General features: G+C 63.8%; 15 protein-coding genes. 11 read left to right on the top strand and 4 right to left on the bottom strand.

Translation table 11 applies throughout. The features are described from left to right. The first annotated feature begins 43 nt into the window (after positions 1–43). The 8 genes from V3330_RS07135 (at position 44) to V3330_RS07100 (ending at position 6,017) form a co-directional block, all read left to right on the top strand. Entirely contained in the window at positions 44–1,009 is a 966-nt protein-coding gene (locus V3330_RS07135) for an RnfABCDGE type electron transport complex subunit D (protein ID WP_354694976.1), read from the top strand. Continuing rightward, positions 999–1,682 (top strand): electron transport complex subunit RsxG, encoded by a 684-nt coding sequence (gene rsxG, locus V3330_RS07130; protein WP_354694717.1) that lies wholly within the window; start codon positions 999–1,001, stop codon positions 1,680–1,682. The genes V3330_RS07135 and rsxG overlap by 11 nt, the downstream gene beginning before the upstream one ends. Further along, positions 1,679–2,380: an electron transport complex subunit E gene (locus V3330_RS07125; protein WP_354694716.1), complete on the top strand. Its 702-nt coding sequence runs from the start codon at positions 1,679–1,681 to the stop codon at positions 2,378–2,380. The genes rsxG and V3330_RS07125 overlap by 4 nt, the downstream gene beginning before the upstream one ends. After that, the gene (gene nth / locus V3330_RS07120; protein WP_354694715.1) at positions 2,377–3,015 is read left to right on the top strand and encodes an endonuclease III; all 639 of its coding nucleotides are present in this window, start codon (positions 2,377–2,379) and stop codon (positions 3,013–3,015) included. The genes V3330_RS07125 and nth overlap by 4 nt, the downstream gene beginning before the upstream one ends. A gap of 296 nt (positions 3,016–3,311) precedes the next feature. Beyond that, on the top strand, positions 3,312–3,647 hold the full coding sequence (locus tag V3330_RS07115) for an HvfA family oxazolone/thioamide-modified RiPP metallophore (protein WP_354694714.1): 336 nt from the start codon (positions 3,312–3,314) through the stop codon (positions 3,645–3,647). 32 nt (positions 3,648–3,679) lie between these two features. Continuing rightward, positions 3,680–4,552, top strand: a complete 873-nt coding sequence (locus tag V3330_RS07110; protein ID WP_354694713.1) for an HvfB family MNIO-type RiPP peptide maturase — start codon at positions 3,680–3,682, stop codon at positions 4,550–4,552. Continuing rightward, positions 4,530–5,318, top strand: a complete 789-nt coding sequence (locus V3330_RS07105) for an HvfC family RiPP maturation protein (protein ID WP_354694712.1) — start codon at positions 4,530–4,532, stop codon at positions 5,316–5,318. Before V3330_RS07110 ends, V3330_RS07105 begins: the two co-directional genes overlap by 23 nt. Positions 5,319–5,357: 39 nt before the next feature. Further along, positions 5,358–6,017 carry an HvfX family Cu-binding RiPP maturation protein gene (locus V3330_RS07100; RefSeq protein ID WP_354694711.1) on the top strand — a complete coding sequence of 220 codons (660 nt, stop codon included), beginning with the start codon at positions 5,358–5,360 and terminating at the stop codon, positions 6,015–6,017. Here the strand turns inward: V3330_RS07100 and V3330_RS07095 are convergent. After that, complete coding sequence (locus V3330_RS07095; protein WP_354694710.1) at positions 5,995–7,005, bottom strand: TraB/GumN family protein; 1,011 nt, start codon at positions 7,003–7,005, stop codon at positions 5,995–5,997. The two genes, V3330_RS07100 and V3330_RS07095, sit on opposite strands and share 23 nt — an antisense overlap. Before the next feature lie 73 nt (positions 7,006–7,078). Between V3330_RS07095 and rnt the strand changes: the two genes are divergently transcribed. Together rnt and V3330_RS07085 are read left to right on the top strand one after the other, a co-directional pair. Next, a complete protein-coding gene (gene rnt, locus V3330_RS07090; RefSeq protein ID WP_354694709.1) occupies positions 7,079–7,684 on the top strand; it encodes a ribonuclease T in 606 nt (201 codons plus the stop codon). Positions 7,685–7,813: 129 nt separating this feature from the next. Then, positions 7,814–8,986 carry an aspartate aminotransferase family protein gene (locus V3330_RS07085; protein WP_354694708.1) on the top strand — a complete coding sequence of 391 codons (1,173 nt, stop codon included), beginning with the start codon at positions 7,814–7,816 and terminating at the stop codon, positions 8,984–8,986. A 28-nt stretch (positions 8,987–9,014) separates the two neighbouring features. Here the strand turns inward: V3330_RS07085 and V3330_RS07080 are convergent, their stop codons facing one another. Together V3330_RS07080 and purE are read right to left on the bottom strand one after the other, a co-directional pair. Next, the gene (locus tag V3330_RS07080) at positions 9,015–10,187 is read right to left on the bottom strand and encodes a 5-(carboxyamino)imidazole ribonucleotide synthase (RefSeq protein WP_354694707.1); all 1,173 of its coding nucleotides are present in this window, start codon (positions 10,185–10,187) and stop codon (positions 9,015–9,017) included. A gap of 4 nt (positions 10,188–10,191) precedes the next feature. Beyond that, on the bottom strand, positions 10,192–10,689 hold the full coding sequence (gene purE, locus V3330_RS07075) for a 5-(carboxyamino)imidazole ribonucleotide mutase (protein ID WP_354694706.1): 498 nt from the start codon (positions 10,687–10,689) through the stop codon (positions 10,192–10,194). A 138-nt stretch (positions 10,690–10,827) separates the two neighbouring features. Between purE and V3330_RS07070 the strand changes: the two genes are divergently transcribed. Next, positions 10,828–11,094, top strand: coding sequence for a Trm112 family protein (locus V3330_RS07070; RefSeq protein WP_354694705.1), 267 nt, complete (start codon positions 10,828–10,830; stop codon positions 11,092–11,094). A gap of 9 nt (positions 11,095–11,103) precedes the next feature. Here the strand turns inward: V3330_RS07070 and V3330_RS07065 are convergent, their stop codons facing one another. After that, positions 11,104–12,513, bottom strand: a complete 1,410-nt coding sequence (locus V3330_RS07065; protein ID WP_354694704.1) for an FAD-binding oxidoreductase — start codon at positions 12,511–12,513, stop codon at positions 11,104–11,106. Between the last annotated feature and the right edge of the window lie 56 nt (positions 12,514–12,569).

The following is a 12,569-nucleotide window of genomic DNA, read 5'->3' as shown; positions in this document are numbered from 1 at the left end:
GCCCGCCCCGCACCTGCCGGCGCCGCCAACGGTCGGCCGGGTGATGCGCGATGTCTTGCTGGCCCTGATCCCCGGCCTGCTGGCGCACGCGTGGTTTTTCGGTCCCGGCATTGTCGTGCAGGTTGTGCTGGCCACCGCCTTCGCGGTCGGCTTTGAGAGCGCCATGCTGTATCTGCGTGGCAAGCCCCAGGCACTGTACCTCGGTGACGGCAGCGCCGTCGTCACCGCCGTGCTGTTCGCGTTGTGCATTCCACCCCTGGCCCCGTGGTGGATTGCCGCCGTCGGCATGGGGTTCGCCATCGTACTGGCCAAGCACCTCTATGGCGGGCTGGGCTACAACGTGTTCAATCCGGCGATGGTGGGTTACGTCGTCGTGTTGATCAGTTTTCCGGCCGAACTCACACGCTGGCTGCCACCGGGCGCCATTGCCGAAATCCGGCCGGATCTGACCGCAAGCCTGCACGCCATATTTCTGGGTTCGCTGCCAGCCGACCTGGGCTGGGATGCGATTACCCAGGCCACACCCCTGGACTCCGTGCGCACCGGAATCGCGGAAGGCAGGACCGTCGCGGAAATCCGCAGTCAGGACGTCTTCGGCGACTTCGGCGGGCTCGGCTGGGAGTGGATCGCCAACTGGTTCGCGATCGGTGGTCTGTGGTTGTTGTGGCGCCGGGTCATCTCCTGGCATGTGCCGGTGGCCATGATCGGAACCATCGCCGCGTTGGGGTTGGCGGGCTACCTGATCGATCCCGGCAGCAATCCGTCGCCGCTGCAGCACGTGTTTTCCGGCGCGATCATGCTGGGCGCCTTTTTCATCGCCACCGATCCGGTCAGCGGCTGCACCAGTACCCGCGGGCGGCTGATTTTCGGCGCCGGGGTCGGGATCTTCACCCTGGTGATCCGGCGCTGGGGTGGCTATCCCGACGGGGTCGCCTTCGCCGTGTTGCTGATGAACATGGCCGCACCCCTGATCGATGTCTACACGCGACCTCGTTTCTATGGCGAATAAACCCTCACAACCGCCGTCACCGGGACCGGATAACGGGACCGGAATCTGGCGCAGCGCGGCCGCGTTGGGCCTGATTGCCGTACTCGGCACCGGCGTGCTGGCACTGGTGCATGAAGTAACCCGGGAACGCATCGCCGAACAGGAACAGCGTACGATGTCTCGCCAGCTCAATGAAATCCTCGACCGGCGAAGCTACGACAACTCCTTGCACGAGGACGTCGTCACCGTGCGCGACGCCACGGCTTTTCCCGGCGGACAGACCGTGCGGGTGTACCGCGCCCGGCGTGACGGTGAACCGGTCGCAGCCGTCCTGTGGCTGGGCGCGCCGGACGGTTACAACGGCTGGATCGACTTGCTGGTGGGCGTAACCTGGGACGGCGTGGTCACCGGCGTTCGCGTGACCTGGCATAACGAAACGCCCGGCCTGGGCGACGGCATCGAAACCGCCAGGAGCGACTGGGTGCACGCGTTCGCCGGACGGTCACTTTCCGATCCGCCACCCGCACGCTGGAAAGTGCGCAAGGAGGGCGGCGACTTCGACCAGTTCACCGGTGCTACCATCACCCCACGCGCGGTCGTCAATGCCGTGGCTCGCGCACTGGCCTGGTTCGGGGAGCACCGGGACACGCTGTTCGCCCGCCCGGCCGAGGAATCCGCGGAATCCGCATCATGAACGGAACGTCACTGCAGAATATTTTCCTGGACGGTGTCTGGCGCCAGAACACCGGTCTGGTCGTTCTGCTCGGCCTGTGCCCGTTGCTGGCGGTCACCAACACGGTGATCAACGGCCTGGGTCTCGGGCTGGCCACGATACTCACCCTGGTTTGTTCCAACCTGGCGGTGTCACTTTCACGCGGGATACTGCGGCCGGAAATCCGCATACCGGCCTACGTGATCATCATCGCTTCGGTCGTGACCGTGATCCAGATGACGATGCAGGCCTGGTGGCACGACCTGTACCTCGCTCTGGGCATATTCATTCCGCTGATTGTGACCAACTGCGCCATCATCGGCCGTGCGGAGGCATTCGCCGCGCGCAACCCGCCCCTGGCGTCGATGGTCGACGGACTGGCGACCGGTCTCGGCTTCTGTCTCACCCTGGTCGCGCTGGGCGCGCTGCGAGAGTTGGCCGGCCGCGGCACCCTGATGAGCCAGGCATCGCTGTTGTTTGGCGATGCCGCCGAACACTGGCGCATCGATGTGATTCCAGGACACCCCGGTTTTCTGCTCGCGCTGCTTCCCCCCGGCGCGTTTATCGGACTCGGCCTGCTGGTTGCTGCGCGCAACGCACTGAACGGCCGGCTCGAACGACGTGGAGCCCGGACAGCCTCGCCAGACGCCCTGTCGACCATGCCGGGAGAGTCCGCTTGAACCGCGCGAACCGGGAGGAGTTCTTCCGCCGGCTGCAATCGGTCAACCCGGAGCCGCGGACCGAACTGGAATACGACAGTCCCTTCGAACTGCTGGTGGCGGTGATCCTGTCCGCCCAGGCGACGGACGTGGGTGTCAACAAGGCCACGCGAAGACTGTATCCGGTGGCCAATACGCCACAGGCAATTCTGGAACTCGGCGAAGAGGGCCTGAAACGGCACATCCGCACGATCGGCCTGTTCAATTCCAAGGCCCACAACATTATTCTGACCTGCCGCAAATTGCTGGAGGAGCACGGTGGTGAAGTGCCCGCCAACCGCGCGGCACTGGAAGCCCTGCCCGGCGTCGGCCGCAAGACGGCCAATGTGGTGCTCAACACCGCCTTCGGCGAACCCACCATTGCCGTCGACACCCATATTTTCCGGGTGGCGAACCGAACCGGGCTGGCGCACGGCAAGACACCGCTGGAGGTCGAACGAAAACTGCTGAAGGCCGTTCCCGAGCCTTTTCGCAAGGACGCCCACCACTGGCTGATACTGCACGGCCGGTACACCTGCAAGGCGCGCAAACCGGACTGTCCGCGGTGCATCGTTCGCGACCTGTGCGCATACCGGAACAAGACCGAAGCCGAGTGATTTCGGCTTCGTTGCGCCGTATTCGGCGTTCGCTGCGGCGCGAATGTCCCCATCGATGTCAAACGACTTGCAATAATCCGCGACGGTTACCGGTCTTCTGCCCCGAAATCCGCAGTAACGCATTTTTTGCAATTGATTGCGCTGCTGCTAGGCTTTTCAGATCGCTTCGGAGCGCGGACTACCATCCGGTGCCGGGAAGTGAGTCCGAAGGTTTCAGCGTTTCCCGACGCATCGGGATTGCTGGATGATACGTGGGTCACGCGACCCCAATAAATCTATCGTGGAGGTTTTATCCTATGTCCGACAAGAACATGATCATCAAGCCCGTTGCCGCCGCTGTTGGCGTGGCATTCATTTCATCCGTTGCGTTCTCGACGACGGCTGTTGCCGCCGACAATCCGTTCGCGGCCGCCGACCTGGACAGCGGTTACCTGCTGGCCGGCGGTGACGGCGAAGAAGGCAAATGCGGTGAAGGCAAGTGCGGCGACGACAAAGGCGACGACGGCAAGTGCGGTGAAGGCAAGTGCGGCGAAGGCAAGTGCGGCGACGACAAAGGCGAGGAAGGGTCGTGCGGCGAAGACAAAGGTGACGAAGGCAAGTGTGGCGAAGGCAAGTGCGGTGGCAGCGTTTAATACGCCACTGAACGCTGAACCGACCACAGCAAATGTCTGAAGCATTGACACACCCCTACCCGGTCGACGGTGCCGGACTGGGATTGAGGCGGGCCCTGCTGGGCCCGCTTCGCTCCCATGCCATGGATGAAGTCTCGTTCATGGAAGTGGCTCCCGAAAACTGGATCAATGTCGGCGGCCGGCTGGGCCGCGACTTTCGCAGCTTCACCGAGCGCTTCCCCTTCGTCACTCATGGCCTGTCCCTGTCGCTGGGTGGACCCTCACCGCTCGATGAGCCCTTCCTGCGCCGGGTGCGCCAGTTTCTCGACGAGCATGAAATCCGTTCGTACAGCGAACATCTCAGCTACTGCAGCGACGACGGGCACCTGTATGACCTGATGCCGATTCCGTTCACCGCCGAAGCCGTGCACTACGTGGCCGGACGCATCCGGCACGTCCAGGACGTGCTCGACCGGCGTATCGCCATCGAAAACGTGTCCTACTATGCCGCGCCAGGCGCCGAACTGAGCGAAATCGAGTTCATCAACGCGGTCATCAGCGAGGCGGATTGTGACCTGTTGCTGGACATCAACAATATCTATGTCAACAGCGTGAATCACGGCTACGACCCGGTGGAGTTTCTGCACGGCCTGCCCGGCGATCGAATTGCCTACGGTCATATCGCCGGCCACTACAACGAAGCGGAAGACCTGATCATCGATACCCATGGCGCCGGGGTCATCCCGGATGTCTGGAAACTGCTCGAAGAGGCTTACCGCGTCTACGGCGTGTTTCCCACCCTGCTCGAACGGGATTTCAATTTTCCTCCCGTCGACGAACTGATGGCTGAAGTCGGGCGCATCACCACCATCCAGAACCGCTTTCGGGACGAGGACCGGCCGGATGAACTCCGACAGCGCGCCTGAACGCCTGGCCCGGCTGCAATCCGGATTCGCGGGACATATCCGTGATCCGGAGGGCGTCGCAGCGCCAGCGGACATCGAAGACCGGCGTATGGAGGTCTATCGCGACCTGTTCTTCAGGAACATATCCGGCCTGCTGGCCAGCAACTTCCCGGTCACCCGGAAGCTGTACGATGATGATGGATGGAAGCGGCTGGTCCGCGAATTTTTCATCGAACATCGGGCACATACTCCGTTGTTTCCGGAACTGCCAAAGGAATTTCTGCGCTACCTGCAGGATTTCCGTAACGCGAAGGACGGCGATCCGCCCTTCCTTCTCGAGCTGGCACACTACGAATGGATCGAACTGGCGCTGTCGCTGGATACGCGGGAACTGGACGAAGTCACCGCCGACCCGCAGGGTGACCTGATCGCGGGTGTACCGGTACTCTCGCCGTTGGCCTGGCCACTCAGTTACCGATATCCGGTGCATCGTATCGCCCCAGATTTCCGTCCTGACAGGCCGGGCGATCAGATCACGCAGTTACTGGTCTACCGCAATCGCCGGGACCAGGTGCGCTTCATGCAGCTCAATGACGTCACTCAACTGCTGCTGCACCTGATGTCCGAAGACCCGCAACGCACGGGCCACGAATTACTGCTGCAGGTCGCCGAACGCATCGCACACCCGGACCCTGCAGCCCTGGTGGGGCATGGAAAAAGTCTGCTCGACGACCTCAAAACACGGGACGTGATACTCGGCACCCAGCCGGTCCCGAATTCGGATTGAATCCGCAAACCCGCTGCGGCTTGCCCAGGAGAATCCCCAATGTTCGATATCTATGACTCGCTGACCGCCCGGCTGCGCGCATCCGGCGACTACGTCTGGCCGCTGGCGCTACGCGCCATCATGTTCTGGGAGTTCTGGGAATCGGGAATCACCAAGCTGAACGGCTCGAACTGGTTCGCCGACATCCCCTGGGCCGACTGGCAAAAGGGTTTTCCATGGCCGTTCAGTACGCTTTCACAGGAACTCAACTGGCTTGCCGCCACCTGGGGGGAACTGGCGTTCGCGGTGCTGATCCTGTTCGGCCTGTTCACGCGATTCGCGGCCGTATCCCTGATCGTCATCACGGCTGTCGCCACCGCGGCGGTGCACTGGCCCGCGCAGTGGGACAGCTTCGAAACCCTGTGGAACGGTTACGTCATCACTTCCAAGGGGGCTGGCAATTTCAAACTGCCGTTGCTGTTCATCCTGATCCTGCTGCCGCTGGTATTCCACGGTGGAGGGCGACTGAGCCTGGACCATCTGCTGCTGAAACTGAGCGGGCGGGAAGCTGGCGTCGACGACAGGCTGGGTGATGCCAACGCGGCCGCCCTGGCGTTCCTGGTGTTGGGTGTGACCACCGTATTCCTGGAACCCTCGTGGGGTATCGTGTTCTTCGTACTGGCGCTGGCGACCAGCCTCATCCCCCGCCTGCTGCGGTAACCGGCGCGGGGGATTCCGCAACAAACGGACTCGGCAGCGCATCCAGCCGGTAGCCCGCGGCCCGCAACAGAGCGATCAGCCCCTGCTCGCCGGGCAGGTGGAGTGCCCCGACGGCAACAAATACCCGTGACTCCCCCAACAGGGGGTCCAGGTTTTCCATCATCCGCTGGTTGCGCGCGTCGATCCCCTGCGTGGTGAAATAGGCCCGAACAGGTTCCTCCAACTGTTCGAATTGCTGATCCGAGAGCGATTCGAGCCGCTCCAGGCTGCCGGTCAGATAGGCATCGACCATCATGCGATGAATCTCGCCCACATCGTGGTACTCAGCCAGCGCCTGATCCAGTAACCGGATCTGAAAATCCAGCGGCATGTTTTCGAGAAAAGACAGCTGCTCATCCAGGGTTTCCAGTCCGGTCACCCGCATGCCGGAGCCGGCGGCACGCAGCGACAGCGACAGGTCCATGAAAAACCCGGTCTGTGGCGGTGGCACGCTCAAGGTGAGCAGCACCGCCCAGGCCTTCATCCGGGCTTTCCACGGGTCCGGCACCTGATACCCGCTGAGCGCCTGCATCACCCGCGCATAACGTTCCGCGCCGAGCTGGTCTTCCAGCACACCTGTCTCGGCGTGATGCATGTAATCGGTGAGCCGGCTCAGGGTGGGCAGATCCGGCACCATCTCCATCGCGAATACCTCGCACGAGGTCAGCTGCTTCACCAGGCTTTCGGGAAAGTCGACCACACGGGCATCTTCGCTGTGAATGGTGCCGAGCAGGTAACCGGCCAGACCCCGTTCCGTGCTGATGCGCCAGTACACCGAGTCGGCATTCCCCTGCTCCGGTGCCGCCCCGGCTGGCGCATTGGCACCCAACAGCATCATGACCAGCAGAACGAGTCCCGGCGCGCGGCGCCAGCGGGCCACGGTCCGCGGCCGCACCGGCCGCTGATGGGTCCGGTTCGGGGTACGTTCCACAGGCTTCAAGACGCGCATGGCAATTCCCTAGTCAATCCCGTATCCTCGGCGGTTCGTTTGCCAGGGTTCAACACCCGGAGTTGATCACATTATGCCGCGCATTGCAGATCGGTTCAGGGGCTTTCTGCCCGTGGTCATCGATGTCGAGACGGGGGGGTTCAATTCCCGGACCGACGCGCTGCTCGAAATCGCCGCCTGCATCCTGCGCATGGATGACTTCGGCCGCATCAACATCGCCGAAACGATCTCGACCCATGTCGAACCGTTCCAGGGTTCGAACATCGACCCGAAGTCGCTGGAAATCACCGGGATCAAACTCGATAGCCCGCTGCGAAACGCCCTGCCCGAAAAAGAGGCCTTGCGCCGCATTGCGCAACCCGTTCGCAAGGAACTGCGGGCCACCGGGTGTCAGCGAGCCATCCTGGTCGGGCACAACTCGTTTTTCGACCTGTCGTTTCTGAATGCGGCCATTGAGCGTACGAATTTCAAACGCAGCCCTTTCCACCCGTTCAGTTCGTTCGACACCGCGACCCTGGCCGGTCTCGCCTTCGGACAGACCGTGCTGTCGCGCGCGGTGCAATCCGCCGGGCTCGACTGGAACGAGGCGGAGGCACATTCGGCGGTGTACGACACCGAACGCACGGCCGCGCTGTTCTGCGCGATCGTCAACCGCTGGAAAATCCTGACCGGGTTCTGACCCGTGCCGGTTCGGCTATCGCGCAACCCATTGAACGGCAGCCACGGAGAACCGGACAGCCCACGCGCCCGCATTCCTGGCAAAAACCCTCTTCCACATGATTCTGACTGACTGGGATACACGATCGAAATGAGCGAACACCTGATGAACACCTATGCCCGCATGCCGGTGGCCATGGAGCGGGGCGAAGGCGCCTGGTTGTGGGACAGCGAAGGCAATCGCTACCTGGATGCGGTCAGCGGACTGGGCGTGACCGCCCTGGGCCATGCGCACCCCCGGGTCACGGAAACCATCGCGGACCAGGCCGGAAAACTCATCCACACCGCCAACCTGTTTCAAATCCCTTGGCAGGAAGCCCTGGCCGACCGGCTGGCGGACGTCAGTGGACTGGACCGTGCTTTCGTCTGCAATTCCGGCACGGAGGCAGTGGAATGCGCGTTGAAAATCATTCGTCTCGCCGGGCACGAACGCGGTATCGACACACCGGGCGTCATCGTGATGGACGGCAGTTTTCACGGCCGTACGCTGGCGGCACTGTCCGCGACGGGAAGCCGCAAGGCCCAGGCCGGCTTCGAACCGCTGGTCAGCGGCTTCGTTCGCGTTCCATTCAACGATATCGATGCCATCGAGAAAGTCGCCGACCGTGATCCGTCCATCACGGCGGTGCTGGTGGAACCCATCCAGGGCGAGGCAGGGATCCAGGTTCCGGATGCCGATTACCTGGGCCGGCTACGGTCCATCTGCAATCGCCGTGGCTGGCTGCTCGCCTGCGATGAGATTCAGAGCGGGCTGTGCCGCAGCGGGCACTGGTACGCGCACCAGCACGAAGACGTGGTGCCGGATATCCTCACCACGGCCAAGGCGCTGGCCAACGGACTGCCGATTGGCGCCTGCCTGGCGCGCGGCGCGGCCGCGGAATTGCTCAGCCCGGGCCGCCACGGATCGACCTTCGGCGGCAATCCACTGGTTTGTCGCACGGCATGCACGGTGCTGGACGTCATGCGGGAGGAGGGTCTGGCTGACCGCGCGGCCCAATTGGGCGAGCGGATCCTGACCGGATTCCGGGAAGCCCTCGGCGGACTCCCGCTGGTAACCGACATTCGAGGCCGCGGCCTGATGATCGGCATCGAACTGGACCGACCGGCCACCGCGCTGAAGGATCAGGCGCTGGAACAAGGCCTGGTGATCAATGTGACCCGGGAAAAAGTGATTCGGCTTCTGCCGCCGCTGATCCTGGAAGAGCCGGAGGCCGACCGCATTGTCGAAACCGTTTCCGGGCTGGTGCGCGGACTCGCGGACTGACCGGACGGCTGTCCGAAGACCGCGGCGCTCAGTCGCCAGCCAGGCGGCCGCGGGCCGTGCTGAACCGGCTCCAGCGATCCGGCCAGGCGCCTCCGAGACGGGCGGCCAGCGCTTGAGCCTGTTTGCCGAGTTGCTGCTCATCCGGCAGAACCAGGGTCGCGTGTCCGACCTTGCGCCCGGGGCGGGCCTTCTTCCCGTAATCATGCCAGTGCAGACCTTCGAGCCCGAGTAATTCACCCGCATCCGGCATCGCGCCAATCCAGTTGAACATGACCGATGGCCGGTCCAGCGCGGTGCTGCCCAGCGGCAGCCCGCTGATCGCCCGCAGGTGGTTTTCGAACTGCGATGTCACCGCGCCGTCGATGGTCCAGTGGCCGGAATTGTGCACTCGTGGCGCAATCTCGTTCACCGACAGGCGGCCGTCGGTCACGAAAAATTCCACCGCGATCACGCCCACATAATCGAAGTGCTCGATGAGCCGGTTGCCGATGTCCTCGGCCTGAGCCTGCAAATCACCACCCGCAATGCACGCCTCGCTGAGTACCAGCATGCCGGCGTCATGCAGATTGTGGGACAGGGGCCAGAAACCGGTGCGGCCATCACGGGCGCGCACGGCAATCAGCGAACACTCGGCATCGAACGCGACGAAGGCTTCGGCGATCAACGGGTGGTCTCCCAGCTCCTGCCAGGCGTGCTCCAGATCCTCCGGCCCGCGCAGCACGGCCTGGCCCTTGCCGTCGTATCCAAAACGCCGGGTTTTCAGCACGCACGGATAGCCGAACCGGTCGACGGCCTCCAGCAGATCGGTGCGCCCATCGACGGCGTGAAAAGGTGGGACCGGAATACCGAGCCGGGTCAGCAGATTCTTCTCGGCCAGCCGGTCCTGGCAGGCATCGAGCGCCGTGACACACGGGTGGAACGAAACCCGCCCGGCCGCGGCACCAGCCGTGGTCGCCGGTACGTTTTCGAAATCGTAGGTCATGACATCGACCTGACCGGCCAGTTCGGCGGCCGCGTCCGCGTCATCGAAACCCGCGCGGACAAGACGGCCCGCAGCCCCGGCGCAAGCGTCTTCAGCCGGATCCAGGATGTCGAAGTGAAAACCCAGCGGCACGCCAGCCAGCGCCATCATGCGCGCGAGCTGCCCCCCACCGAGAATGCCGATGCGCCGGACGGGGTGCCCGGGGCCGGAATCGCTCATCGCCTTACTCCGCCGCCGGGTCAGGCCGCGCAAGCACGGCCTCGCGGCGCTTTTCCCGATAGCGGACCAGGGTTTCGGTCAACGCCGGCCGGCCGGCCGCCAGAATGGAAGCGGCCAGCAACGCCGCATTGGTCGCACCGGCCTTGCCGATGGCCAGCGTCCCGACCGGCACTCCGGCCGGCATCTGCACGATGGACAGCAGGGAATCCATGCCGCTCAACGCCTGCGAACGCACGGGCACGCCCAGCACGGGAAGGACGCACTTGGCGGCGACCATTCCCGGCAGGTGGGCCGCGCCGCCAGCGCCCGCGATGATCACGCGGATACCGCGTTCAGCCGCGGTTTCGGCGTATTCGAACATGCGGTCCGGCGTGCGGTGCGCGGACACCACCCGGGTTTCGTGTGCTATCCCCAGTTGTTCCAGGGTTTCGGCGGCATGCCGCATCGTTTCCCAGTCCGACTGGGAGCCCATGATGATTCCGACTTCAGGGTTGTTGTCCATGACTCTTCAGGCCGTCGCGACGCGGCGTCAGCAAAGCGGCGTATTGTAACAGCCCCGACCCCCAATCGGGTCACACCGGGGTCACTCCCGGGGCCGCTACTCGGTTAGAATGGAGCGTCGCCAACAGCGGAACGAAACATGACGGTCGACGGTAAGCTTCTGGAAATTCTCTGCTGCCCGGTCAGCAAAGTGCCCCTGGCCCGGCTGGAGAAGTCACGCCTGAAAAAACTGAACGCGGCGATCGACGCCGGCGCGGTGGATTATGTCAGCGGCGAGCGCGTCGCCGAGCCGCTGACGGATGCGCTGATCACCGAGGACGGCAAAGTCATCTACGCCGTGGCCGACGGCATTCCCATTTTGCTGGGGAACCAGGGGATCGGCACCACCCAACTGCAGGACTTCTGAAACACCACCTCAGCCGTCGTTGGGAAACAACTTGCCTGGATTGAGAATTCCAGCCGGATCGAACACCCGTTTGATCGCCCGCATGGCCTCGATCTCCGCTGCCGAACGGGCGCGGCCCAGCCAGGGACTCTTCAGCAGCCCCAGGCCGTGTTCGGCCGAGATACTGCCACCCATTTCCTCGGTGAGCGCATAGGTGCGGTTGCTGATTTCATGGCAACGCGCCTCGAACTCGTCCGGCCCCAGTCCTTCGGGACCGATGATGTTCATGTGCAGGTTGCCATCACCAATGTGGCCGTACCACACGACTTCGTAATCGGATGCGATTTCCGCCACCAGCGCATCCATGCGTTGGAGAAATTCGGGTACCCGGGAGATGCGTACCGAGAGATCATTCTTGTACGGCCTCAGCGCGGTGATCGATTCCGATATCCCCTCGCGGTAACGCCACAACTCCGCGTTCTGCGCCGCGCTCTGGGCGATGATGCCATCCGCCAGCCAACCCCGTTCCACGCCACGTTCAAAGCTCGCCAGAGCCGCTTCCTCCGCCTCGTCGCCCGGACAGTCGAATTCGGCGACCACGTATAGCGGACACTCGGTTTCCAGCGGCCGGGACAGTTCGTGGCCGGCGCAGACGTGGGCCAGTGCCTTGTCGGTGAGAAACTCGAATGCCGACAGCGCCACGGTGCGGCGCAGATCGGAAAATACGTTCATCAACGCATCGAGGCCGGTCAGACCGAGCAGCATGACCTTGCCCGGCGGAGGCCGGCGTTCCAGCCGCAGGGTCGCCTCGACGATGAGCCCAAGCGTTCCCTCGCTGCCGATGAACAAGTGCCTGAGGTCGTAACCGCTGGCGTTCTTGATCAGGCCGCGGTTGCACTCGAGCACCGCACCGGTGCCGGTCACGACCTTCAGACCGGTGACCCGCTCCCGGGTCAGGCCGTGACGCAGCACGCGGATTCCCCCCGCATTGGTCGCGATGTTTCCGCCAATCTGGCTGGTGCCTTCGGAAGCGAATGAAACCGGGTAGTAAAGGTCATTCGCCGCCGCGAATTCCTGCACCGCACCCGTCGTCATCCCCGCCTCCACGCGGATCGATGCATCGACGGGGTCGAATTCGAGCATTTGGCGCATCCGGTCGAATGACACGACCAGTTCGCCACCCGCCGCCACCGCACCGCCGGACAAGCCGGTTCGCCCGCCCGACGGCACGATCGCCAGGCCGGCACCGCAAGCGTGCCGCACCAGGGCCTGCACGTCTTCGAGCTTACGCGGGAACGCCACCGCGAGCGGCGCCGGGTCGCGGAAGCGGGTCCAGTCCAGACCGTGGGATTCGAGCACTGCAGGCTCGGTCGAAATTTCGACATCGGGGCAGGCCGACTGCAATTCGCGCAGAGCGCCAGGGGCGTTACGGGTGTTCATTTCAACTCCTGGTTGCGCGGACCGGCCGGATTCCTCAGAATGCGGCCTTCGCGCGG

Source organism: Elongatibacter sediminis, from assembly GCF_037892215.1.
Taxonomy (GTDB): domain Bacteria; phylum Pseudomonadota; class Gammaproteobacteria; order Xanthomonadales; family SZUA-36; genus Elongatibacter; species Elongatibacter sediminis.
The sequence above is the reverse complement of the archived record's forward strand: the minus strand, read 5'-3'. Positions and strand labels throughout refer to the sequence as shown.

What these genes read in the sequence shown, in the direction of transcription:
- V3330_RS07115 (WP_354694714.1), top strand. Translation starts at nt 3,312, where the DNA reads ATGTCCGACAAGAACATGATCATCAAGCCCGTTGCCGCCGCTGTTGGC.
- V3330_RS07105 (WP_354694712.1), top strand. Translation starts at nt 4,530, where the DNA reads ATGAACTCCGACAGCGCGCCTGAACGCCTGGCCCGGCTGCAATCCGGA.
- V3330_RS07070 (WP_354694705.1), top strand. Translation starts at nt 10,828, where the DNA reads ATGACGGTCGACGGTAAGCTTCTGGAAATTCTCTGCTGCCCGGTCAGC.
- V3330_RS07125 (WP_354694716.1), top strand. Translation starts at nt 1,679, where the DNA reads ATGAACGGAACGTCACTGCAGAATATTTTCCTGGACGGTGTCTGGCGC.
- rsxG (WP_354694717.1), top strand. Translation starts at nt 999, where the DNA reads ATGGCGAATAAACCCTCACAACCGCCGTCACCGGGACCGGATAACGGG.
- V3330_RS07080 (WP_354694707.1), bottom strand. Translation starts at nt 10,187, where the DNA reads ATGAGCGATTCCGGCCCCGGGCACCCCGTCCGGCGCATCGGCATTCTC.
- V3330_RS07135 (WP_354694976.1), top strand. Translation starts at nt 44, where the DNA reads ATGCGCGATGTCTTGCTGGCCCTGATCCCCGGCCTGCTGGCGCACGCG.
- V3330_RS07100 (WP_354694711.1), top strand. Translation starts at nt 5,358, where the DNA reads ATGTTCGATATCTATGACTCGCTGACCGCCCGGCTGCGCGCATCCGGC.
- V3330_RS07065 (WP_354694704.1), bottom strand. Translation starts at nt 12,513, where the DNA reads ATGAACACCCGTAACGCCCCTGGCGCTCTGCGCGAATTGCAGTCGGCC.
- V3330_RS07085 (WP_354694708.1), top strand. Translation starts at nt 7,814, where the DNA reads ATGAGCGAACACCTGATGAACACCTATGCCCGCATGCCGGTGGCCATG.
- V3330_RS07095 (WP_354694710.1), bottom strand. Translation starts at nt 7,005, where the DNA reads ATGCGCGTCTTGAAGCCTGTGGAACGTACCCCGAACCGGACCCATCAG.
- rnt (WP_354694709.1), top strand. Translation starts at nt 7,079, where the DNA reads ATGCCGCGCATTGCAGATCGGTTCAGGGGCTTTCTGCCCGTGGTCATC.
- purE (WP_354694706.1), bottom strand. Translation starts at nt 10,689, where the DNA reads ATGGACAACAACCCTGAAGTCGGAATCATCATGGGCTCCCAGTCGGAC.
- V3330_RS07110 (WP_354694713.1), top strand. Translation starts at nt 3,680, where the DNA reads ATGTCTGAAGCATTGACACACCCCTACCCGGTCGACGGTGCCGGACTG.